This is a genomic window from Devosia aquimaris (assembly GCF_020169335.1).
Lineage (GTDB): Bacteria > Pseudomonadota > Alphaproteobacteria > Rhizobiales > Devosiaceae > Devosia > Devosia aquimaris.
Genome location: NZ_JAIEZN010000001.1, coordinates 88,389 through 111,139 on the forward strand (window position 1 = coordinate 88,389; position 22,751 = coordinate 111,139).

Here is a 22,751-nt window from a genome sequence, read left to right on the forward strand (position 1 = left end):
CATCGTCCCAAATTGTCGCTGGGTCGCCTTTTTGCCGCTGCTGCATTGCCCCGATGCGGTCAAGCTTGTAGATCGGGGCAGGGGTGACCAGATAGGGTCGACCAATCCCCGAGGGACTGCCTGTTCATGACCGACCTCAAGCTCATTGCGCTCGATACCGAAGACCTCGAAGTCATCTCTGCCCATGTGCAGGATGCTGTCGTCCGTGTCGCTGACATGGGCTATGCCCGTGGCGATCGGCGCTTTGCCTTGCTGATGAACCGCTATGATTGGCAATCGGGCCAGGGGCGGCGGGACAAGGGCCAGCGCAAGCGCGCCGCCCTGCATTTCGACTCGGTCCAGTCGGTATCGACAGCCGGATTTGACCCGGCTGCGCCCGAGGGCGTGCTGTCCTTGCTGGCCATCACCTTCTCCCCCATCGATGGTCCGGCAGGCATCATCGAACTCAGTTTTGCCGGCGGCGGCACGGTGCGTCTGGGCGTTGAGTGCCTCGAGGCCCGTCTATCCGATCTCGGCGCGGCCTGGGCCGCAGCCGCCAAGCCGGCCCACGCCCTGGACTAAGGACTGTTCATGACCCTCCGCCTAGATAGCGCTGACGAAGGCTTTGAAGCGCGTTTTGCCGAACTGCTGTCGAGCAAGCGCGAATCCAGCCAGGACGTCAGCGATACGGTTGCGGCCATCATCAGCGACGTCCAGCGTCGCGGCGATGCTGCCGTGCTGGACTATACCAACCGCTTTGATCGCACCAACTACGCCGTCAACGACCTGCGCATCGGGCCGGACGCCATCGCCACCGCCGCTGCTGGCGTTTCCGACCGCGTGCGCGGCGCGCTGCAGACAGCGCATGATCGCATCAAGGCGCATCACGAAAAGCAGAAGCCGAGCGACCACATCTATACCGATGCCCTGGGCGTCACCTTGGGCACACGCTGGACGCCGGTGGACGCCGTGGGCATCTATGTGCCCGGGGGCCTTGCGTCCTATCCATCCTCGGTGCTGATGAACGCCGTGCCGGCCAAGGTGGCGGGCGTGGCGCGCATTGCCATGGTCGTGCCAACGCCCGACAACGAGATCAATCCGGCCATCCTGCTCGCCGCCCAGATCGCCGGGGTCACCGAGATCTATCGGATCGGCGGCGCCCAGGCCATCGCGGCGCTCGCCTATGGCACCGACACCATTGCCAGCGTTGACAAGGTCGTCGGCCCCGGCAACGCCTATGTCGCCGCGGCCAAGCGCCAGGTGTTCGGCCAGGTCGGTATCGACATGATCGCTGGGCCCTCCGAAGTGCTGGTGATTGCCGATAGCTCCGCCAACCCCGCCTGGGTCGCCGCCGACCTCATCGCCCAGGCCGAGCATGGGGCCGGGGCACGTTCTATCCTGGTGACCACCGACCGGGCCCTGGCCGACATGGTCGACCGCGAGGTGGATCGCCAGATTGCCCTGTTGCCCGATCCGACCAATGCCCGCGAGGGCTGGGACAAGTACAGCGCCATCATCACCGTCTCGTCCTTGCGGCAGGCCACCGATCTGGCCAATCGCATTGCCTCCGAACATGTGGAGCTGGCGCTCGACGATCCCCGTGCCATCCTGGACGACATTCGTCATGCCGGCGCGATCTTCATTGGCCATCACACACCCGAGGCCATCGGTGACTATGTCGGCGGCTCCAACCATGTGTTGCCCACCGCCGGTACGGCCCGCTTCGCCTCTGGCCTGGGCGTACTCGACTTCATGAAGCGCACCTCGCTGCTGGGCTGCGATCCCGGCTCGCTGTCGGCGCTGGCCGAAGCGGCCGAGATCCTGGCCGAGGTCGAGGGGCTCGACGGCCACGGCCGCTCCGTATCGATCCGCTCCAACAGGTGACCTCTGCGATGGCGACAGCAAACGGGACGGCAAAAGCGAAATCTCTGGCCAGCACCGATCGCCTCGTCACCGTCACGCTCGACCCCAACACCATCACCTCGATCAATCCTGACGAGGTGCATGAGTGGCGCATCGCCATCTATGATCTGCTTGAGGACAACAGCTTCCGCCCCGCGCGCGTGGCGGCGGTGGGCCCGTTTGCGCTGCACATGTCCATCGTCGGCAACGCCATCGTGCTCGACGTACGCCACCCCGAGACCTTCCAGCCCATTGCCGCGCATTATCTGTCACTGACCCCGTTCCGCCGGCTGATCCGCGACTACTTCCGCATCCGCGACGCCTATTACGAGGCGATCCGCTCGGCCCAGCCGTTCCAGATCGAAACCGTCGACATGGCCCGTCGCGGCATCCACAACGAGGCAGCCGAACTGCTGCGCACGCGGCTGGATAACAAGCTCATCATCGATCTCAACACCGCACGCCGGCTCTTCACGCTCATCTGCGCCGTGCAGCCCTATGCCAGCCGAATCGACGAGAGCAAATCCGAACTGCCCAGCGTGCTGTTTGTCTGTTCGATGAACTCGGTGCGCTCCCCCATTGCCGCCGCCATCGCCCGCAAGGCCTTCCCGGGGCGCATCATCGCGCGCTCGGTTGGCGTCAATGGTGGCAAGGCCGACCAGTTCGTCCACGAGGTGATGGAAGAGATCGGTGTTGATATGAGCGTGCACACGCCCCATATCCTCGATGAGCTGGTGGCCAATCGTTTCGATCTGGTGATCTGCCTGTCCGATGACGCGCCCGAGGCTGTGGCGCGCAAGGGTCTGGAGGCAGGCGCCATTGAGGCCTGGCACATCCAGGATCCCTCGCTGGTTGAAGGCAGTCGCGACGTCGTTCTGGCAGCCTATCGTGACTTGCGGGACACGCTGGACAAGCGGGTCAGGGCTCGGTTGGAGCCTCTGGTTTCCGGTGGTTCACAAATCCATTGAATTGAAGTAGGTTCCGCGCAATTTCCGACCCCTGGCGCGCCAATCCGAGCTGCGCGGGGTCTTTTCTGGAGACAGTATGGCAAAGGAAGAAGTGCTCGAATTCCCGGGCGTGGTAGTGGAATTGCTGCCCAACGCGACCTTTCGGGTCAAGTTGGAGAATGAGCATGAGATCATCGCCCACACCGCAGGCCGCATGCGCAAGAATCGCATCCGCGTGCTGGCAGGCGACAAGGTCTTGTGCGAAATGACGCCCTATGACCTGACCAAGGGCCGCATCACCTACCGCTTCAAATAATCTGGCGCGGCGTCCCGCAGTTCAGCTGCGGTATGGCTCGATAGCAGCGATCGCCGTCTTCGTCGGTCCGGCACCCCCCACAAACGGAGCTTGATCCCATCATGGCCAGCCGTCCGGATCTGATCCTGGCATCTGCGTCGCCACGTCGGTTGGCCTTGCTCAACCAGATCGGCATCGAGCCCGAGCATCTTGTGCCCGCCCATGTGGACGAGACGCCGGAAAAGGGCGAGCTGCCGCGTCGCCTGGCCATGCGCCTGTCGGAGCTCAAGGCTGTCGAAGCCCAGCACAAGGCCCGGTCCGCCGGCTTTGGCGAAGGCGCGCTGGTGCTGGGCGCCGACACTGTCGTCGCCGTGGGGCGACGCATCCTGCCCAAGGCCGAGACGATGGAAGAGGCCAGCCAGTGCCTCGCCCTGCTGTCGGGTCGCGCGCATCGCGTCTACACCGGTGTTACCGTGCTCACCCCCTCTGGCGCCAAGCGCCAGCGGCTGGTGGAAACACGCCTGCGCTTCAAGCGCCTCTCGACACGGGAAATGGAAGCCTATCTGGCCAGCGCCGAATGGCGCGACAAGGCCGGCGGCTATGCCATTCAGGGCATTGCCGGTGCCTTTGTGGTCAAGCTCTCGGGCTCCTATTCCGCCGTTGTCGGCCTGCCGCTGATGGAAACGGCGCAACTGCTGGCCGGCGAAGGCTATCCCGTGCATTTCAACTGGCTCAATCAATCCACCCTGTCCGGCGTCTGATGGCCGAGCCCGTCGCTCCCGAACGCAAGTGCCCCATCTGCGGCAAGCCCACGGTGGCCGCCTTCAAGCCCTTTTGCTCCAAGCGCTGCGCTGACGTCGACCTCAACCGGTGGTTGACCGGTGGCTATGTCATTCCGGCGCGCGATGACGAGCCCATGTCCGAAGACGACAATTCGGTGCCCGGCGGCGACGAGGACGACCGGTTCTAGCGGCACTGGCGGCAGAATATGCCCGCTGCCGCAGCGCTGGATGCCCCGGAAACCGGGGGCTTGGGCCATATTGTAGCACGCCCGCGCAAACTCCTTTTCCACATGCCCTTTTCCCGCTTGCGCGGGCAAAACCCTTCCCCTATAAGGCCCATGGCTTTCAGCCGGGCGGCCCTGCCGCCCCGATGCCCGGGTAGCTCAGTTGGTAGAGCAGCGGATTGAAAATCCGCGTGTCACTGGTTCGATTCCGGTCCCGGGCACCATCCTTCCCCTTCAGAACACTATCAAATTCACCTGTTCAGCACGCGCGGGTTGGCACACACTGTGTGCACAGAGTCGGCGGCCGTAAATCGGCGTGCGCCCGCAACTGCGGGCAGAGGAGGGGTGGGATGAACCAGATCGATCTAGTCGGGCAGGTGGCGGTCGTGACCGGCGGCGCGCAGGGCCTCGGCTTCGCCATTGCACAGCGCTTGATCGCCAGTGGCGCCAAGGTCAGCCTTTGGGACGCCAATGCCGCCGTCCTGGCCGAAGCAACGGCGGCGCTTGGCCCCGCGGCCTCCAGCGTCGTTGTAGATATCACCGACTATCCTGGTCTCGTCGGGGCACAGATGGCGGTCGAGCGCGATGTGGGACCCATTGCCATCCTGGTCAACTCAGCCGGCATCGCCGGCGCCAATGCCACGCTCGAAGACTACGATCCCGACGAGTGGCGCCGCATCGTCGAGGTCAACCTCAACGGCACCTTCTATGTCAACAAGGTGGTGATCCCCGGCATGAAGGCGCGCAACTATGGACGCATCGTCAATATTGCCTCCATCGCCGGCAAGGAGGGCAATCCCAATCTGTCCGCCTATTCGGCCGCCAAGGCGGGCGTGATCGGCCTGACCAAATCGCTCGGCAAGGAACTGGCGCGCTTTGACATCGCAGTCAACGCCATCACGCCGGCCACGGCCAAGACCCGCATACTCGAGACGCTGACCCCAGAGTTCATTGACTACATGCTGGTGCGCATCCCCCGTGGCCGCTTCCTTGAGGTCGACGAGGCTGCGGCCATGGTGGCCTGGCTGGTCAGTCGAGACAACAGTTTTACCACGGCAAGTGTGTTTGATTTGTCCGGCGGACGAGCAACTTATTGATCTGGAGTTTCGGCTACCGAACAAATTCGATCTGAATAATAACCTCTGCTTCAGTGTTCTCGCGCATTCTCAATAAATGGCGCTGTGAACATGACCGCAGGGCTTTGCCAGATCGCATTTATGTTCAGGGGCCCGATATGGTCACCCATAGTTCAGTGTTGCTGCGCCTGCAGACTGAAGTGCTCGAAGCCGTGGCGCGTGGCGAGCCTCTGACGGCCATCGCCGAGCTGCTCTGCCATCGCACCGAGGCGATTGCCCCGGGCGCCATCTGTTCGATCCTGGCCATTGATCCGGATGGCACCATTCACCCGCTGGCGGCGCCCAGCCTGCCCGCACATTATTCCCGGGCGCTTGATGGGCTTCGGGCCGGACCCAAGACCGGCTCTTGCGGCACGGCGGCCTGGCGCAAGGCCCCTGTCATCGTCACCGACATCGAACATGACGCGCTCTGGGAGGACTATCGCGAGATGGCCCTTCCCCTGGGGCTGCGGGCCTGCTGGTCGACGCCCATCTTTGACCAGCAAGGCAATGTGGTCGCGACCTTTGCGTTCTATTTTGCAACCTGCCGCGGCCCGGACGCCATGGAGCGCAAGATTGTCGAGACCTGCGTGCATCTGTGCGCCCTGGCGCTCGACCATGAGGAAGTGCGCCGCCGCAATCACCGTCTTGCCTATTACGACGGCCTGACAGGTCTGCCCAATCGCGGGCACTTCAACGAACTGCTCGCCCGGCGGGTGGCCGCCGGCGCGGGTTTTGGCCTGCTGCTGATCGACATCGACCACCTCAAGCTGATCAACGATACGGTTGGCCACGGCATGGGCGATGTCCTGATCAGCACCATCGCCGGGCGGATCAGTGGCCTTGGCCCCAATATTGTGGCCTGCCGATTGGGCGGCGACGAGTTTGCCGTTCTGGTCGATGATTGCCACACCGCCGAAACGCTCGGTGACGCAGCCGCGCACATCCTGGCCGCGGCCCGCGGACTTATCGAGGCGGGCGGGCAGACCATCGACCCCCATATCACCATCGGTGGCGCCCTGTTCGGGCCCGACGGCCAGGACGGTGCCGCCCTGCGCCAGAATGCCGATTTTGCCCTCTATCACGCCAAGGAAGTGCACCGCGGCGACTTCGTGCATTTTTCGCCCGGGCTGCGCACGACCATGCTCGAGCGCGCCAGCATGGTGCGCAGTGTCGATCGCGCCTTGGCCGAAAATCGCATCCTGGCGCATTACCAGCCCGTCGTTCGGCTCGATTCTGCCGAAATCGTCGGTCTGGAGGCGCTGGCGCGCATGCGCATGCCCGACGGTCGCATCGCCAGCGCCGGCGAGTTCCATGCCGCGCTGGCCGATCCGCGTATCGCCTGGCAACTGACCGGCCAGATGCTGACCCAGATCGCTGGCGACATCCGGCGCTGGCTGGATATGGGCATTCCCATCCAGCATGTGGGCATCAATGTCACCACCGGCGATTTCCAGCGCGGTGATCTCGAGCAGCGCATCGTGGCCGCCTTCGGACGCTATGACGTGCCGCTCAAGCATATCGTGCTGGAGGTCAACGAGGCGGTCTTCATGGGCGGCAGCGATCAGGCCGTGCCCAAGGCTGTCGGCGCCTTGCGTCGCCTTGGCATGCTCGTCGCCCTGGACGATTTCGGCACCGGCTTTGCCTCGCTCACCCATCTGCTGAGCTTTCCCGTTGATGTGATCAAGATCGACAAGTCCTTCGTGGACAATGTCGGCGCGGCCCGTGCCAGCGATGTCATTGTTGGCTCGATCATCGATATCGCCCGCAAGCTGGATATGCGCATCATCGCCGAGGGCATCGAGACAGCCGATCAGGTCAAGGCGCTCAGCGACCTCGGTTGCGTCCTGGGGCAGGGCTATCTGTTCTCGCGCCCGGTTTCCTTTGATGAAACCACCCGGCTGCTGCAGCTTTTCGCGCAATACCGCAACGCCAGCCCTGCCATCGCCCCGTCCGCGCCCGGCCGCAAGCACCGGAGCCGTCAGTCCCGCTGAGCCGTCATCGCCCGCCGCGTGACAGGACGGCGACAGGCTTGCCGGACTAGCCTGCTTCCCATGAACGCAGAGACGTTCGCTGATTTCCATGGGAGGACTTATGAACAAGCTGTTTGTTGCTGCGCTGCTGACGGGCGCGCTCGCCGTTCCGGCTTATGCCGCCGACTACACCATCATGGCGCCGGCCTCGCCGGGCGGTGGCTGGGACCAGACCGCCCGCACCATGCAGGAAGCGCTGCAGGCTGAGGGCATCTCGGGCAATGTGCAGGTCACCAACGTCCCTGGCGCCGGTGGCACCATCGGCCTGGCCCAGTTCGTCAACCAGTCCACCGGCAATCCCGATGCCCTCATCGTGGGTGGCTATGTGATGGTTGGTGCCGTTCTGACCAACATGTCGCCGGTGACCCTGGCCGACGTGACCCCGATCGCCCGCCTGATCGGCGAGGCGGACGTCATCGTCGTCCCCGCTGCCTCCGAGCTCAAGACCATGGATGACCTGGTGGCCAAGCTCAAGGCCGATCCGGGCTCGGTCTCCTGGGCTGGCGGTTCGGCTGGCGGCGTTGACCACATCGCAGCCGGGCTGATCGCCAAGGCTGTCGGTGTTGATCCCACCCAGATCAACTACATCGCCTATTCGGGCGGTGGCGAGGCGCTGGCTGCCGTGCTGGGCGGTCAGGTGACTGTCGGCATTTCCGGCGTCGGTGAATTTGCCTCCCAGATCGAGGCGGGCGACCTGCGCGCCCTCGCGGTGACGGGCGACACTGCCGTCGGCGATATTCCCAACCTCAAGGATGCCGGCGTCGACGTGGCCGTCACCAACTGGCGCATGGTTGCCGCGGCACCCGGCATCACCGACGAGCAGAAGGCTGCTGTGACCGCCGACATCGAAAAGATGGCCATGTCGCAGACCTGGAAGACCGCGCTCGAAACCAAGGGCTGGACGGACATGTACATGGCCGGCGCCGACTTCGACGCCCAGCTTGCCAAGGACATCGAAGCCACCTCGGCCATCCTGAAAGACGTCGGCCTGGTGCAATGACCACCGGCGGACCCAACCTTGCGCGCCGCCCCGATGGGGCGGCGCTTGTCATCGCGCTGATCCTGGCCGTCATCGCCGGCGTCATCATCTGGCAGACCAGCCAGATGCGCCTGCCGCCGGTGCAGCAGCGGGTCGGCCCGACCGTCTTTCCCTATGTGATTGCCGCCGGTCTGCTGGCGCTGTCCCTGGGCACATTGGTCCAGGCGCTGCGCGGCAGCTTCCCGCCACGCGAAAAGGGCGACATGGGGCCTATGCTCTGGATCGTCGCCGGCTTGCTCGCCCAGATCATGCTGCTGTCCACGGCCGGCTTTGCCATAGCTACTGGCCTGTTGTTTGCCTTCACCGCCAAGGGATTTGGTCGCGGCCCGCTCTGGCAGACCATTCCGATCGGCATCGTCTTTGCGTTGCTGGTCTGGTTCATCTTTGCGCGCGGTCTGCAGCTGTCGCTGCCTGCCGGCCCGCTCGAACGTCTCCTGCCCTGATCGGAACCTGTTGAGATGGACACTTTCGGACTGCTCTACGAAGGGCTCCTGTCGGCGTTGCAGTGGCAGAACCTGATCTATGCCTTTATCGGCGTCACCCTGGGCACCGCCGTGGGCGTGCTGCCCGGCATTGGCCCGGCGCTCACCGTCGCCCTGCTGCTCCCCGTCACCTACAAGCTGGATGCGGCGGGCTCTCTCATCATGTTTGCCGGCATCTACTATGGCGGCATGTATGGCGGCTCGACCACCTCCATCCTGCTCAACACGCCGGGGGAGAGTGCCTCGATCGTCACCGCGCTCGAGGGCAACAAGATGGCCCGCAAGGGCCGCGGGGGCCCCGCCCTGGCTACTGCTGCCATCGGCTCCTTTATCGCTGGCCTCATCGCTACTCTCGCCCTGGCCTTCATTGCGCCCTGGGTGGTCAAGATCGCCCTGATGTTCGGCCCGGCGGACTATTTCGCCCTCATGGTGCTGGCCTTTGTCACCGTCTCGGCAGCCTTCGGCGACAGCCCGCTCCGCGGCATCACGGCGCTCTTCATCGGTCTGGGGCTGGGCCTGATCGGCATCGATCTGCAGAGCGGGCAGGCACGCCTGGCCTTCGGCATCCCCGATCTGCTCGACGGCATCGAGGTGACCACCCTGGCCGTGGCGCTGTTCGCCATTGGCGAGACGCTGATGATCGCCAGCACCAGCGCCAACGTCAAAGACGAGGTCATGGCCATCAAGGGCTCGGTCTGGATGACGCTGGAAGACTGGAAGCGCTCCTGGGCGCCCTGGCTGCGCGGCACGGCAATCGGCTTCCCCATCGGCGCCATGCCGGCGGGCGGCGCCGAGATCGGCACATTCTTCTCCTATGCCGCCGAACGCCAGCTCACCAAGCATCCCGAAGAGTTCGGCGAAGGCGCCATCGAGGGTGTTGCCGGGCCCGAAGCGGCCAACAACGCTTCCGCCGCCGGCACGCTGGTGCCGCTCCTGACCCTGGGCCTGCCCACCTCGGCCACCGCCGCCATCATGCTGGCAGGCTTCCAGCAGTTCGGTCTGCAGCCCGGCCCCTTGCTGTTCACCAACAATGCCTCATTGGTCTGGGCGCTGATTGCCAGCCTTCTGGTCGCCAACTTCATGCTGGTGGTGCTCAATCTGCCGCTGGTGGGCCTGTGGGTGCGCCTGCTCAATATCCCCAAGCCCTGGCTCTATGGCGGCATCCTGGTGTTCGCCACCCTGGGCACACTGGGGGCCAATGGCGCCATGTCAGGTCATCTGGGCCCGATCAGCTTCTCGTTCGAGCTGATGATGCTGCTGGCCTTCGGCGTCCTGGGCTATCTGCTGCGCCTGTTCGGCTACCCCATCGCGCCCGTGGTCATCGGCCTGATCCTGGGGCCCATGGCCGAGCAGCAGTTGCGGCGGGCGCTGGCCATCAGCCAGGGTGATTTCACCGCGCTCGTGCATTCCCCCATCGCCATTGGGCTCTATGTCATCGCCGCGGCCGCGGTGCTGGTGCCGCTCTGGTTGCGCATGCGCGGCAAGGGCGACGTGCTCTCGCAAATGGCCGCCGACGAGGACTAGGCTCTCTCAGTACAACAGACAGGCAAAAGCCCGGGTGCCAATCAAGGCACCCGGGCTTTTTCACGTCAGATCGACGACAGCGCGCAGCGTACAGGGAGGGAAACGCCGCAGCAGGCTGACTTAGTTCTTGCCGATCGAACGGAAAGCGTCAGCGTCGATACCGAGAGACTTCAGATGCTTGGCCTTCGGCGAACGCCCGCCCTCGACGGCATGGGACACGGCAGCAGCGCTGCCGAACACTTCCACGAACGTGCCAAGGGTCGCAAAGAAAGACTTGCGGGGGGTGCTCATAATCCAATCCTCCAAAGCTCCGGCCGGATTGCCGTACTGCTTTCATGCTTCGACAGATGGGCCTGAGCGCCGGCAAATACTAGGGGGTCATCAACAAGCCAGCTATGCGTTTGGTGCAAAACACTTCGCGCGCATGGCAAAATTCACCGGAAATAGGCAGTCAGTCTACGACTTCGGTCTTATCCATGCGCTTGTTGCATGCCTGCAGCGTTCCAGAAGCGTCTCATGGCTTGGGGGAGACGATCTCGCCCCAGCTGTCGAGGAAGCGCTTGCGGCGCTGCTGGTCCAGCGACACCATCAGGGAAGGGCCCAGGCCAATCGGCTGGATCACGCCACGCCCCATGGCGGCGATGGCTTCGCTGGTCCACTGGCCATCGGCGCCATTCATCACCGAGCCCAGCGCGGTCGGGCCGGCAGCTACGGCCTGTCCGGCCGGCGACAAGGCGAAATCCACAAAGGCCTTGCCCAGCTCGGGGTAGGGCGCGTCGCGTGGGATCAGCATCGCCCGCGTCAGTACGAGTACATAATCGTCCGGAACGACGATTTCGATATTGGCTCCGCCCGCCTTGCGCCCGAAGGCATAGGACCCCAGCACATTATAGCCCAGCGCCAGCGACCCATCGGCCACGCCATTGAGAATGGCCGGGCTCGAGCCGGAGAAGCGTGCATTCACCCGGCCGAAGGCCGCGGCCAGCCGCCAGAAGTTCGAGGAGATCAGCTGGTCCTGCGCTGCCAGCAGATAGCCCACGCCACTGAGCGCAATGTCATAGGTGGCAATCTTGCCGCGAAACCGCTCGGTCTGCGTCTCCAGCATTTCGGTGAGGGTCAGATGGGTGCGCGGCACCTCGTCTGCAGAAATCAGGTCCGGATTGTAGATGATCACTGCTGGCTCGAAGGTGAAGCCGAACACCTCGTTGCGCCAGTGCGCCCATTCGGGCAGGCCGCTCAGCCAGGGCGAGTCATAGGCCATCGCGTGGCCGTCATTGGCGAGCTTGATCATCAGATCCGAGGCCGAGCTGATCAGCAGGTCCGGCTTTGGCGCCATGTCGCCGGCCAGAAACCGCTCATAAAGCGGCAGCGAGTCCGTTTCTTCGTAGACCACCGTGATGTCGGGCCGCTGTGCCTGGAATGCGCTGATGATCTGGGCAAACAACGGCGTGTCGGTGACGCCGACAATGGTGAGCACGGCACCCGTCTCGCCATCGGGCGCCGGATAGCGGGTCGAGGCGGCATCCGCCGGTTGCGCCAGGGCCAGCACCAGGCAGATCACCACAGCGGAAAAGCTGCCCAGGGCCTTGCGCAATTGCTCCATGCGCGGCGTGCGGCCAACGGTCGGCAGGTCGATCTCCACCACCAGCCCACCACCCGCCCGGTCGAGCAGGCGCAATGCGCCCCTGTGTGCCTCGGCAACGCGCTTGACGATCGACAGCCCCAGGCCCGAGCCGGCCTTGCTACCACTGGCCGTGCCGCGCTTGAAGCGCTCCAGCACCTGGCTTTTCTCATCGTCGGCAATCCCGGGGCCATGGTCGCGCACGATAAAGGTCATCACGCCATCCGCCATCCGTCCGTCCAGCTCAACCGGCCCGTCCGAATAGACCAGGGCATTGTCCACCACATTGCGCACCATTTCGCGCAGCGCCACCCGGTCGCCACGGATCGATGCGGCGGCCGCCGCTTCGGGCAGCGTGCCGGCGAGCCGGCCTGCCTGCTCGGGGTCCAGCCGCTGCCGCACCTCTTCGACCACCGAACCAAAGACAGTGGTGTCGCTGTCCTGGTTTTCCAGCCGGTGTGAGATGGTCGCCTCCATCAGCAGCTGGCTCACCAACTGGCTGGCCTGCACCGCGCCCTGGTGAATGCGGCCCACGCGCCGCCGCAGCGCCTCTGGGTCCTGTTCGTCCATGGCCACTTCGGCCTGCGCACGCAGCGACGCCAGGGGCGTGCGCACCTCATGGGCCGCCTCGGCCACTAGCCCGCTCACCCGCTCCATGGCGCTGCCCAGCCGGGCCATGAAGGCGTTGAGCCCGCCCACCAGCTGGCGCACCTCCACCGGCACGGGCACATCCACCGGGGACAGATCGTCCGGCGCGCGGCCCCGCAGCTCCTGTTCGAGCTGATAGAGCGGCGCGAACATGCGGCCGATGCCGAACCACACCAGCCCGATCGCCAACAGCGTCAGCGCCACCACCGGAACGATGGCGTTGGAGAGGATTTCCCCCGCCAGCGCCTCGCGCTCATTCTGTGTCTCGGCCACATGGATGGTGACCCAGGTGGCGTCGCCCCCCGAAGAGGTGAGCCGCCCGACGCTGGCCACGCGCACCAGCTCGCCGCGATAGAGCACATCGGCAAACACCGGTCCGGCCGACACCAGCTCCGGCAAGTCTGCCGACAGGTCTTCATAGCCGGTCACGGCCCGCCCGCCCGGTGTCTCCACGGCATAGAACACCCGGTCCCGCCCGGAGAACATGCCGAACGAGGCAAAGGGCAATTCCACCGTCACCGTGCCGTCTTCCACCTGCACGGCGCCGGCAATGGTCAGCGCAGAGGCGGCGAGCAACCGGTCAAAGGCGCGGTCGGCGGAGCGTTCGGCATAGTCGCGGATGAACACGATCAGCACCACCGCTGCGGCCAGCAGCAGCACCAGCGCCAGCGCCACGATGCGCCGCCGGATGGAAAACGACCTAGCCGCCATGCCGTGCTGCCCTAGCCATTTGGCAGCCGCACCACATAGCCGACGCCGCGCACCGTGCCGATCTCGATACTGGCCGGCTCGAGCTTCTTGCGCAGCCGCGAGATATGCAGCTCCAGCGCATTGACCGACACCGCCTCGTCAAAATTGAACAGCTGGTTCATCAGCCGCTCCTTGGGCACGACCTTGCCGGCGTGGGTCACCAGGATTTCCAGCAGCCGGAATTCGCGACGCCCCAGCTCCAGCGAGCGCCCGCCCACGCTGGCATTGAGCCCGGCCAGGTCCATTTCGAGGTTTCCCGCCGACAGCGTGCTGCTGGTCTGTCCCCCGGTGCGCCGGATCAGGGCGCGCAGCCGCGCCTCCAGCTCGCGCAGGTCAAACGGCTTGACCAGATAGTCATCCGCGCCCAGGTCGAGCAGGCTCACCTTGTCGTCGATTTCCGAGCGGGCGGTAATGACCAGGATGGGGGCAGTAAACTTGCGCCGGCGGAGCTCGGCAATCAGTCCGATACCGTCGCGGTTGGGCAGCATCAGGTCGAGCGCGACCGCGTCGAAATCATCGCCTTCGGCGGCATGCACCACCTCATTGCCATCGCGCACCCATTCCACCGAGTGGCCGGCGCTGCGCAGGCGCTTTTCAATCGCCTCACCGAGGTCTTCGTTGTCTTCGACCAACAATATGCGCATGGCAGCCAGCTTCTCCCCGGCTGCACATTAGGGTGTGATGATCGTCCTGTCTAAAGGAGACTGGTCATCACCGTTGCGGCCACGGCCACGATGCAGAAGCCGGCCACCCCGGCCGCCATCAGCATCATCTGAATGTGGTGCAACTGACCGGCCCGGCTGGCGCGGGCCCGGGCAATTTCGAAGGTCTCGGCGGCTTTGTTCGTTGCAAGCTGCGGCATGTCCCATCATCCCCTGGTGTGCCGATCCCTTGGGGTCGGCTCTGCCATTGGGTCGCCGCATTGCGCTGTTCTTACCCGCCTTCAAAGGTAATCCCGTCGCCCCTCGGCACGAATGTGAACCTGCAATCGCGGTTAATTTACATAAAATTCCCTTCGCCTGAATCTTGTATGGAAGATGATTGATTCCGCCTTCGGATCATGGCAAGAACGCTCCATGACACATCTGCATCCAGACCGCCTTCTCCCCGCCTCCGAGCCCGCGCGCAGCATCGCGCGTGACCTCTATGCAGAGGTTGCCGACCTGCCGCTGATCAGCCCGCACGGGCACACCGATCCGGCCTGGTTTGCCAACAACACGCGCTTTTCTGATCCGGCGACGCTGTTCCTGACGCCCGATCATTATGTGCTGCGCATGCTGCGCAGCCGCGGGCTGAGCTATGACGACCTGGGCGTGCCGCGCAAGGATGGCCAGCCTGTCGCCAAGGGGCGCGATGCCTGGCGCCTGTTCGCCGCCAATTACTACCTGTTCGCTGGCACGCCTTCAAAGACCTGGATCGACCATTCGCTGAAATGGGCCTTTGGCATCGACCAGGAACTGAGCGCCGAGACCGCCGACGCCATCTATGATCGCATTGACGCAGCGCTGGCGACGCCTGACCTTCTGCCGCGTGCCTTGCTGGATCGGGCTCGCGTTGAAGTCATCGCCACCACCGAATTCGCTCTCGACACTCTGCCGCATCACCAGAAGATGCTGGCCGACGGCTATATCGGTCGTGTCCGCACCACCTATCGTCCCGACGATGTGACCAATCCGGACCGGGCAGGGTTGCCCGAGCGTCTGCTCAAGTTTGGCGAACTGACCGGCGAGGACGTTTCGAGCTGGAATGGCCTGATCAACGCCCATCGCATCCGGCGCGAGTATTTCCGCAAATACGGCGCCGTCGCCACCGACCACGGCATGCCCACCGCCAACACCGCCGATCTGCCGATGGTGGAAAAGCAGGCGCTGCTGGATCGTGTCCTGGCCGGCACTCAGTCCTTCGCGGACAATGATCTGTTCCGGGCGCAGATGATGACAGAAATGGCGCTTCTGGCCTGCGAAGACGGCATGGTCATGCAGCTCCATGCCGGTGCCCGCCGCAATACCGATCCGCAGCTGATGGCCGAGCGCGGCGCTGACCTCGGCGCCGATATTCCGGGCACAACGGATTATGTGACGGGCCTGTCGGCGCTGTTGGCGCGTTGCGGCAATCACCCCAATTTCCGCCTGCTGATGTTCACGCTGGACGAGACCAACTATGCGCGCGAACTGGCGCCCATGGCCGGCTTCTGGCCCAGCCTGATGATCGGGCCGCCCTGGTGGTTCCATGACAGCCCGCAGGGCATTCGCCGCTATCTCGACCAGGTGGTCGAAAGCGCCGGCTTCTACAATCTGGCCGGGTTCAATGACGACACCCGTGCTCTGCTGTCCATTCCGGCGCGCCACGATGTCTGGCGCCGCGAAGTCGCTGGTTTCCTGGGGCGCTGGGTCGGCGAGAACCGCCTGACGCGGTCGACCGCATCCGAAATTGCGCGCCACCTGAGCTACCAGGCAGCCAAGGATGCCTACCGGATCAGCTGATCCGGCTCCGGGGCAGCGGCGTCGCAGGGCGCCGCTCCCAAAACTATCGCGACTTGACCATCACCGCGATCAGCAGCACCAGGCCGGTGAGCAGCAGCACACAGAGCCCGCCCAGGCCATTGCCGATCTGGCGCAAGATGCCCGGTCTGGTGATGTCGGGCGCGGCCGTCGGGGCCAGCAGACCATTCTCAACGCGCTCATGCAGCATGGAACACTCCTCCTCGAGGGTTCGCCGTTTGCATGCCGCAAGTCTAGCGCGCCAGACCCTAAACAAGACCTTGCAGCCACCGACTTTGTTTCGACAGGGTTGCTATTGTGTCAAATTGTCGGCTTTGCGCTGCGGCCTGCCTCTGTGTAATCAACATTGCCGGGCATGGCTTTGTCTCCGGTACACGCCGGCTCACCCTTCTGCTCTAATGGGCCCATGATGAATCAGTCGCCTGCCGAAACCGCTCTCAGCCGCGCCATGATCCGCTGGTCGTTGACCAAGGCAACGCCTGTCGCCGAAACGCACACCAGCTGGATATTCCGCGTCGAGCAGAACGGGCGCAACTACGCGGCCATCAAGATCCTCAAGCCGGAAACCGCAGCCGAGGAACGGCGCGGCTCATTGCTGCTCAACTGGTATCAGGGCGAAGGTGCGGCAACGGTCTTTGACATGCACGGCGACACGCTGTTCATGGAATGGCTCGATGGCGGCACGCTGGGGGAGCCAGCCCGCGCCGGGCGTGATGACGAAGCGACCATCGCCATCAGCACCGTCGTGGCCAATCTGCATCGTCCGCGGGCCGATGCCCCTGAGGACCTGATCGGCCTGCGCGAGCACTTTGCCGCGCTCTTTGCCACCGATGTGCGGGTCTGGCCGCACACCGCCCGTGACCTTTATGCCCGCGCCTGCGGCATTGCGCTCAAGCTGTTCGACCGCCCCTCGGCGGCCATCCCGCTGCATGGCGATCTGCATCACGACAATATCCTGGCCTCCGACCGCGGCTGGCTGGCCATTGATCCCAAGGGGCTCATTGGCGACCCCGCCTATGAACTGGCCAATGTCTATCGCAACCCGGCGGGCGCCACGGCGCTGGCCGCCAATCCGCGCCGCATCGCAGCCCTTACCGATGCCTTCGAGAGCCGCCTCGGCTACAACCGCAAGCGCGTTCTGGGCTGGGCCGCGGCCCATTCGGCGCTGGCGGCCTGCTGGGATTTGGCTGAGGGCAATCCGATTGCCACCGATCTCGCCGTCCTGCCGCTCTTGCTCAGCGCCTATGATCAGGCCTGATGCCTGCTGCCCGGACGCAAGCGATCAGGGCCGCGTGAGCGGCATGGACAGGCCGGCTGCTGACGCGATATCGATGGCGCAAGCCCACGCAGGATTGGTTCGATGATGGCTCTGCCGCGACGCAGTTTTCTCTTCTTGGGCGCCGCCGCTGCGCTCTCGGCCTGTTCGGCCACCATTCCGGTGCTGCCCAAGACGGCCAATTCGCCCGAAAACCTTACCGACGAGGAAATCCTGGCCGACATCAACGCCGTGCGCCGCGCCAATGGCGCCCCGGCCTGGGCCTATAATGTCGCCCTGGAGAATGCGGCCCGCTCCCAGGCCCGCCTGATGGCCAGCAAGGAGACCATGAGCCACAACCTCGGCGTCACCCTGCGCGAACGCGTCACCGCCGCCGGCTATTTTGGCGCTGTCGGCGAAAATGTGGCCAAGGGCTATCGCGACCTGCCAGGCGCCATCCAGGGCTGGATGGAATCGCCCGGCCACCGCTCCACCCTTCTCAATGACAAATTCGTCGAGTTCGGCCTCGCCGCCGCCCGCAGCAAAAGCGGCAAGGTCTATTGGGCGATGATCGCCGGCGGCAGCTTCACCGCCTGGCTCCGTCCAGCCTGACGTCCTAGCGCGTCGTCAGCGTCCGCTGCACCGCGTCGCTCCACCCCGCGAGCTTGGCCTTGCGCGTCGTTGAATCCATCTTGGGCGTGAATTGCTTGTCGAGCGCCCAGGTGGCCGCGAACTCGCTCATGTTCGGCCAGACACCGGCCTTTGAGCCGGCCAGCCAGGCGGCACCCAGGGCCGTGGTCTCGAGGATTTTGGGCCGGTCCACCGGCGCGTCCAGCACATCGGCGAGGAACTGCATGGTCCAGTCAGATGCCACCATGCCGCCGTCGACGCGCAGCACGGTTTCCCCGCTGTCGGTCCAGTCCTTGTGCATGGCGTCCAGCAGGTCGCGCGTCTGGTAGCACACCGCCTCTAGCGCCGCCTTGGCGATCTCGGCCGGGCCCGAATTGCGCGTCAGCCCATAGATGGCCCCGCGCGCTTCGGCATCCCACCAGGGCGCGCCCAGGCCCACAAAGGCTGGCACCATATAGACATTCTGGCTGGGGTCGGCGCTTTCGGCCAATGGCCCGGTTTCGCTGGCATACTTGACGAGCTTGAGTCCGTCGCGGATCCACTGCACGGCCGCGCCGGCAATAAAGATCGAGCCTTCCAGCGCATAGGTCGTCTCGCCATCCAGCCGATAGGCAATGGTCGACAGCAGTCGGTTCTGGCTGTGCACCCTCTCTGTGCCGGTGTTGAGCAGGGCAAAGCACCCCGTGCCATAGGTGGATTTGAGCATGCCAGGCTCAAAGCAGGCCTGGCCGATGGTCGCCGCATGCTGGTCGCCCGCCACGCCCAGGATGGGCACGGCCGCGCCGAACAGGCTCTCATCGGTCACGCCAAAATCGTCCGCGCAGTCCTTCACCTCGGGCAGGATGGCCGCCGGCACCTCGAACAACGCGAGCAGGTCTTTGTCCCACTGGTTGCTGCCGATATCGAACAGCAGCGTGCGCCCCGCATTGGTGGCGTCGGTCACATGCTGCTTGCCCCCGGTCAGCCGCCAGATGAGAAAGCTGTCGATTGTGCCAAAGGCCAGTTCGCCCGCCTCCGCCCGCGCCCGCGCGCCATCGACAGTGTCGAGCAGCCACTTGACCTTGGTGCCGGAAAAATAAGGGTCGAGCAGCAGGCCGGTCTTCTCGGTGACCATGCCCTCCTTGCCGTCGGCCTTGAGATCAGCGCAATAGGCGGCGGTGCGCCGGTCCTGCCAGACGATGGCATTGTGGATGGGCTTGCCACTTTTCCTGTCCCAGATCAGCGTGGTCTCGCGCTGGTTGGTAATGCCGATCGCCGCAATGGCGCTGGCCTTGATTCCCGCATCGGCAATGGCGGTCTTGATCGACCACAGCACACTCTCCCAGATCGCCTCGGGGTCGTGCTCCACCCAGCCGTCCTGCGGGAAGATCTGCGGGAATTCCTTCTGACCAACGCCAGCGATGGACCGGTCCTTGTTGAATACGATCGCCCGGCTTGAGGTCGTGCCCTGGTCGATGGCCAGAATATAGGTCATGCAATCCTCCCTGAACCGTTCACCGGTCTCTGCGTGGTCCACCCGCCCCTTGTGAGGCGGGTGCAAAAGACGGGCTCAGTGCCCTTTTTGCGCCAGATAGGTCTCGAGCGCCATCACATCTTCCGCCCCCACCTTGAGGCCAATCTTGGTGCGCCGCCACAGGATATCCTGCGCCGTGCGCGCCCATTCATGGGCCACCAGATAGTCGACTTCGGCGGCATAGAGGTCCCAACCGAAGTGCTGGCCGAGGTCCGCCACGGTCTGCGCTGTCCCCAGCAGCACGCGGGCCTTGGTGCCATAGAGCCGCATCAGCCGGCGCAGCAGGGTCTGGGGCAGGCCCGGATAGTCCTTGCCCAACCGGCGCACCTCGGTGTCAAAACCCAGCGTGGGGAAATCACCGCCCGGCAGCGTGCTCTTCTTGGTCCAGGGCTCGCCCTTCTTGCCCAGCACGTCCTCGATCTTTTCCAGCACCGATTCCGCCAGCCGGCGCGACGTGGTCAGCTTGCCGCCAAACACATTGATGGCTGCGCCCGTCGCGGCATCGCCATCGACCTTGAGCACATAGTCGCGTGTCGCTTCCTGCGCCGCGCTGGCGCCATCATCGAACAACGGCCGCACGCCCGAATAGGCCCAGTGGATGTCGTCGCGCTTGAGAGGCTTGGCGAAATACTCGCTCGCGGCACTCAGCAGATAGTCGGTCTCCTGCTCGGAGATTTTCACGTCCTTGGGGTCGCCGTCATAGTCCTGGTCGGTGGTGCCGATCAGCGTGTAGTCATTCTCATAGGGAATGGCGAAGATGATGCGGCCGTCCGCATTCTGGAAGATATAGCAGCGGTCGTGGTCATAGAGCTTGTGCACCACCAGGTGACTGCCCTTGACCAGCCGCACATTGTGCGCGCCGTTCTTGCCCATCGCCCCGGTGATCACGTCATCCACCCAGGGCCCCGCGGCATTGACCACCAGCTTGGCCCGCACGGTTTGCCGGCCGGCTTCGCCATCGAGGTCGATCACCCAGCCACCGCCATCGCGGCGCACGCTGGTCACCTTGGTGCGCACATGGATGGCCGCGCCCTTGTCCGCCGCGTCACGGGCATTGAGCACCACGAAGCGCGCATCATCCACCCAGCAGTCGGAATATTCAAAACCCAGCTTGTAGCCAGTCTTGAGCGGCGTGCCGGTCTCGTGCTTGCGCAGGTCCAGCGTCTTGGTCGGCGGCAACAGGCGCCGGCCGCCCATATAGTCATACATCGCCAGCCCAGCCCGCAGGATCATCGCCGGGCGCAGGCCCTTGTGGTGCGGCAGCACGAAGCGCAGCGGCCAGATGATATGCGGCGCTGCCGCCCACAGCACTTCGCGCTCAGCCAGCGCTTCGTGCACCAGGCGGAATTCGTAGTGCTCGAGATAGCGCAGTCCGCCATGCACAAGCTTGGTGGCCGCCGACGACGTGCCCGAGGCCAGATCGTTCATCTCGGCCAGCGCCACGCTAAAGCCACGACCAACCGCATCGCGCGCTACGCTGGCGCCATTGATGCCGCCGCCAATGACGAAAATATCCACGCTTGCGTCGCTGCTCATTCCCGCTCCTCAGGTTTGTTTCGTTTATAGGCGTTTTGATTTCGGATTGGAAGAAGAGGCTTTCGTTTTCTGATCCTGCTGGCCGGCACATTCTACCATACCAGCGCGGCATTGACCCATGTGGCGAGCCAGCGTAGGGCAGGGGACCTTCAGGCCATCGAAAGCCCGGCGATGCTCAGCATCATCAGCGTCATCCTGCCCATTTTTGCGTTGATGGCCTTTGGCTTCAGCGCCGTCCGGCTGCGCCTGTTCCCAGCCGATGGCATCAAGAGTCTGATCGCCTTCGTTAACAACTTTGCGACGCCCTGCCTGCTGTTTCACTCTTTGCTGACCAGCGATTTCGCCTCTGCCTTCAACATCGCCATCATTGGCCCGTTCTACATTGGCGCTGCGATCTGCTTTGGCCTGGGCATCGTCATCGCGCGCCGCTTCTTTGGCAATGCGCCCGGCGAATCGGTCGCCGTCGGCTTTTCGGGCACCTTCACCAATACGGTGCTGGTGGGCCTGCCCATCATGACGCGCGCCTATGGCCAGCAGTCACTGGCCGTGACGCTCTCCATCATTGGCCTGCATGGCGCCATCCTTCTCACCCTGGGCATGGTGACCATGGAGCTGATGCGCCGCGACGGCGCTTCGCTCGGCCAGACCCTCGTCACGGCGGGCAAGCGCGTCGCGTCCAATCCGCTGATCTGGGGCATAGCCGCCGGCATGGTCGGCTATTTCTCCGGCCTCAAGCTGGTCGAGCCGGCCGAGGCCTTTTTCGTCATGATGAGCCAGGCGGTGGTCCCCGCAGCGCTGTTCGGCATCGGCGGGGCGCTCAACGAATTCAAGCTCTCCGAGAACTGGCGCCAGGCGCTGGTCGCCTCGCTGATCAAGCTCATCGTTCACCCGGCCATCGCCTATGTGCTGATGATCTGGGTGCTCCATGTGCCCATGGAAATCGCCCGCTATGGCATTCTGCTCTCGGCTATGCCGGCGGGCGTCAATGTCTATGTCTTTGCCACCTACTACAATCGCGGTGTCAGCGTTGCCGCCAACACCATCCTGATTGCCACCGTGGCCTCGGCGCTCACCATCTCGGGCTGGCTCTATATTCTCAGTCTCTAGCCCTCGACCAGCCGCGCCAGCTGCGCCGCCACGCTGCCCCAGCCGTCCATGAAGCCCAGTTCGCTATGCATGTCCCGATCGTCCGGGCTCTTGTGCATCACATGGGCGCGATAGGCCGTGCCTTCGATGTCCTCGTCCAGCGTGATGATGGCAGTGATGAACGGGTCAGCCGCCGGTCGCCAATTGCCAATCAGCGCCGTGGTGAACACCAGCTGCCGATTGGGCTGAATGTCGAGATAGCAGGCCTGCATATGCGGACCAAACGCGCCGCCATTCTCGCGTATTTCTGTCACCAGCGCGCCGCCGGGGCGGAAGTCCATTTCGACCACGCGGCATTGTGCCGGCGCCGGAACCCACCAGCGCGCGAACAGATCCGGGCGCGCCCAGGCTTCCCACACTCGTTCGCGCGGCGCCTTGATGACGCGTGCGATTTCGAGATCTCGCTGGGGATCGAAAAATGCTGTCACGCTGAGGGGTCCTTGTCTTTCGGCTGCGTCAACAGCCGTTCCAGCCTGTCTGTGCGGCCATTCCACAGGGTGCGCTGGTCGGCCAGCCAGCCATCCACCAGCGCCAGGCGCTGCGGATCGATGGCGCAATGGCGCACCCGCCCGCTCTTGCGCGTGCGGATAAGTCCGCACGATTCCAGCATGGTGATGTGTTTCATGAATGAGGGCAGGGCCATATCGAACGGCATGGCCAGTTCGCCCACACTTGCCGGCCCGTGTCCGAGTCGTTCCAGCACCGCCCGTCGCGTCGGATCTGCAAGGGCTTGGAAGATGCTGTCCAGGCTATGCGAAAACTGTTCCATAAGGCTAACTATCAGAACGCGATACTAAGTGAAATAGCTAACTATAGCGAATTATGGCAT

The 22,751-nt window shown here is 64.3% G+C and carries 24 protein-coding genes, 1 tRNA gene and 1 pseudogene; 17 read left to right on the forward strand and 9 right to left on the reverse strand.

The window, feature by feature from the left end:
• Positions 1-126 precede the first annotated feature (126 nt).
• The 13 genes and pseudogenes from K1177_RS00445 (at position 127) to K1177_RS00505 (ending at position 10,322) form a co-directional block, all read left to right on the forward strand.
• Positions 127-561, forward strand: a complete 435-nt coding sequence (locus K1177_RS00445; RefSeq protein ID WP_224701181.1) for a DUF2948 family protein — start codon at positions 127-129, stop codon at positions 559-561.
• 9 nt (positions 562-570) lie between these two features.
• On the forward strand, positions 571-1,863 hold the full coding sequence (hisD, locus tag K1177_RS00450; protein ID WP_224701183.1) for a histidinol dehydrogenase: 1,293 nt from the start codon (positions 571-573) through the stop codon (positions 1,861-1,863).
• A gap of 8 nt (positions 1,864-1,871) precedes the next feature.
• Positions 1,872-2,363 (forward strand): annotated as a pseudogene (locus tag K1177_RS00455) (UPF0262 family protein); the annotation flags it as partial.
• A 57-nt stretch (positions 2,364-2,420) separates the two neighbouring features.
• Complete coding sequence (locus K1177_RS00460; RefSeq protein ID WP_224703662.1) at positions 2,421-2,849, forward strand: arsenate-mycothiol transferase ArsC; 429 nt, start codon at positions 2,421-2,423, stop codon at positions 2,847-2,849.
• Between the two features lie 76 nt (positions 2,850-2,925).
• Positions 2,926-3,144, forward strand: a complete 219-nt coding sequence (gene infA / locus K1177_RS00465) for a translation initiation factor IF-1 (RefSeq protein ID WP_046138947.1) — start codon at positions 2,926-2,928, stop codon at positions 3,142-3,144.
• 101 nt (positions 3,145-3,245) lie between these two features.
• The gene (locus K1177_RS00470; RefSeq protein ID WP_224701184.1) at positions 3,246-3,884 is read left to right on the forward strand and encodes a Maf-like protein; all 639 of its coding nucleotides are present in this window, start codon (positions 3,246-3,248) and stop codon (positions 3,882-3,884) included.
• Complete coding sequence (gene yacG, locus K1177_RS00475) at positions 3,884-4,093, forward strand: DNA gyrase inhibitor YacG (RefSeq protein WP_224701185.1); 210 nt, start codon at positions 3,884-3,886, stop codon at positions 4,091-4,093. The genes K1177_RS00470 and yacG overlap by 1 nt, the downstream gene beginning before the upstream one ends.
• A 184-nt stretch (positions 4,094-4,277) precedes the next feature.
• Positions 4,278-4,353, forward strand: a tRNA-Phe gene (locus K1177_RS00480).
• A gap of 126 nt (positions 4,354-4,479) precedes the next feature.
• Positions 4,480-5,226, forward strand: a complete 747-nt coding sequence (locus K1177_RS00485) for an SDR family NAD(P)-dependent oxidoreductase (protein WP_224701186.1) — start codon at positions 4,480-4,482, stop codon at positions 5,224-5,226.
• A gap of 137 nt (positions 5,227-5,363) precedes the next feature.
• A complete protein-coding gene (locus K1177_RS00490; RefSeq protein WP_224701187.1) occupies positions 5,364-7,238 on the forward strand; it encodes a bifunctional diguanylate cyclase/phosphodiesterase in 1,875 nt (624 codons plus the stop codon).
• Between the two features lie 100 nt (positions 7,239-7,338).
• The gene (locus tag K1177_RS00495; RefSeq protein WP_224701188.1) at positions 7,339-8,277 is read left to right on the forward strand and encodes a Bug family tripartite tricarboxylate transporter substrate binding protein; all 939 of its coding nucleotides are present in this window, start codon (positions 7,339-7,341) and stop codon (positions 8,275-8,277) included.
• The gene (locus K1177_RS00500; protein WP_224701189.1) at positions 8,274-8,759 is read left to right on the forward strand and encodes a tripartite tricarboxylate transporter TctB family protein; all 486 of its coding nucleotides are present in this window, start codon (positions 8,274-8,276) and stop codon (positions 8,757-8,759) included. Before K1177_RS00495 ends, K1177_RS00500 begins: the two co-directional genes overlap by 4 nt.
• A gap of 15 nt (positions 8,760-8,774) precedes the next feature.
• Entirely contained in the window at positions 8,775-10,322 is a 1,548-nt protein-coding gene (locus K1177_RS00505; RefSeq protein ID WP_224701190.1) for a tripartite tricarboxylate transporter permease, read from the forward strand.
• Positions 10,323-10,442: 120 nt separating this feature from the next.
• On the opposite strand, the gene K1177_RS00510 is transcribed toward K1177_RS00505, so the two are convergent.
• The 4 genes from K1177_RS00510 to K1177_RS00525 form a co-directional block, all read right to left on the reverse strand.
• Entirely contained in the window at positions 10,443-10,613 is a 171-nt protein-coding gene (locus tag K1177_RS00510; RefSeq protein ID WP_224701192.1) for a hypothetical protein, read from the reverse strand.
• 223 nt (positions 10,614-10,836) lie between these two features.
• Positions 10,837-13,302, reverse strand: coding sequence for a sensor histidine kinase (locus K1177_RS00515; RefSeq protein WP_224701194.1), 2,466 nt, complete (start codon positions 13,300-13,302; stop codon positions 10,837-10,839).
• Positions 13,303-13,313: 11 nt separating this feature from the next.
• Positions 13,314-13,985 carry a response regulator transcription factor gene (locus tag K1177_RS00520; protein WP_224701195.1) on the reverse strand — a complete coding sequence of 224 codons (672 nt, stop codon included), beginning with the start codon at positions 13,983-13,985 and terminating at the stop codon, positions 13,314-13,316.
• Positions 13,986-14,035: 50 nt separating this feature from the next.
• Entirely contained in the window at positions 14,036-14,203 is a 168-nt protein-coding gene (locus tag K1177_RS00525; protein ID WP_224701196.1) for a hypothetical protein, read from the reverse strand.
• Between the two features lie 214 nt (positions 14,204-14,417).
• Here K1177_RS00525 and uxaC point away from each other — a divergent pair, with 214 nt between their 5' ends.
• Complete coding sequence (gene uxaC, locus K1177_RS00530; protein WP_224701199.1) at positions 14,418-15,824, forward strand: glucuronate isomerase; 1,407 nt, start codon at positions 14,418-14,420, stop codon at positions 15,822-15,824.
• Between the two features lie 43 nt (positions 15,825-15,867).
• On the opposite strand, the gene K1177_RS00535 is transcribed toward uxaC, so the two are convergent.
• Entirely contained in the window at positions 15,868-16,032 is a 165-nt protein-coding gene (locus tag K1177_RS00535; protein ID WP_224701201.1) for a hypothetical protein, read from the reverse strand.
• 219 nt (positions 16,033-16,251) lie between these two features.
• Here K1177_RS00535 and K1177_RS00540 point away from each other — a divergent pair, with 219 nt between their 5' ends.
• A complete protein-coding gene (locus K1177_RS00540) occupies positions 16,252-17,100 on the forward strand; it encodes an aminoglycoside phosphotransferase family protein (RefSeq protein ID WP_224701203.1) in 849 nt (282 codons plus the stop codon).
• Positions 17,101-17,202: 102 nt separating this feature from the next.
• Positions 17,203-17,709 (forward strand): CAP domain-containing protein, encoded by a 507-nt coding sequence (locus tag K1177_RS00545; protein WP_224701205.1) that lies wholly within the window; start codon positions 17,203-17,205, stop codon positions 17,707-17,709.
• Between the two features lie 4 nt (positions 17,710-17,713).
• Here K1177_RS00545 and glpK read toward each other — a convergent pair whose 3' ends face one another.
• Entirely contained in the window at positions 17,714-19,201 is a 1,488-nt protein-coding gene (gene glpK / locus K1177_RS00550) for a glycerol kinase GlpK (RefSeq protein ID WP_224701207.1), read from the reverse strand.
• Positions 19,202-19,276: 75 nt separating this feature from the next.
• Positions 19,277-20,776: a glycerol-3-phosphate dehydrogenase gene (gene glpD, locus K1177_RS00555; protein WP_224701209.1), complete on the reverse strand. Its 1,500-nt coding sequence runs from the start codon at positions 20,774-20,776 to the stop codon at positions 19,277-19,279.
• 171 nt (positions 20,777-20,947) lie between these two features.
• Between glpD and K1177_RS00560 the strand changes: the two genes are divergently transcribed.
• Positions 20,948-21,883, forward strand: coding sequence for an AEC family transporter (locus K1177_RS00560; RefSeq protein WP_224701211.1), 936 nt, complete (start codon positions 20,948-20,950; stop codon positions 21,881-21,883).
• Here K1177_RS00560 and K1177_RS00565 read toward each other — a convergent pair.
• On the reverse strand, positions 21,880-22,350 hold the full coding sequence (locus tag K1177_RS00565) for an SRPBCC domain-containing protein (RefSeq protein WP_224701214.1): 471 nt from the start codon (positions 22,348-22,350) through the stop codon (positions 21,880-21,882). The genes K1177_RS00560 and K1177_RS00565 overlap by 4 nt on opposite strands.
• Positions 22,347-22,691, reverse strand: coding sequence for an ArsR/SmtB family transcription factor (locus K1177_RS00570; protein WP_224701216.1), 345 nt, complete (start codon positions 22,689-22,691; stop codon positions 22,347-22,349). Before K1177_RS00570 ends, K1177_RS00565 begins: the two co-directional genes overlap by 4 nt.
• Between the last annotated feature and the right edge of the window lie 60 nt (positions 22,692-22,751).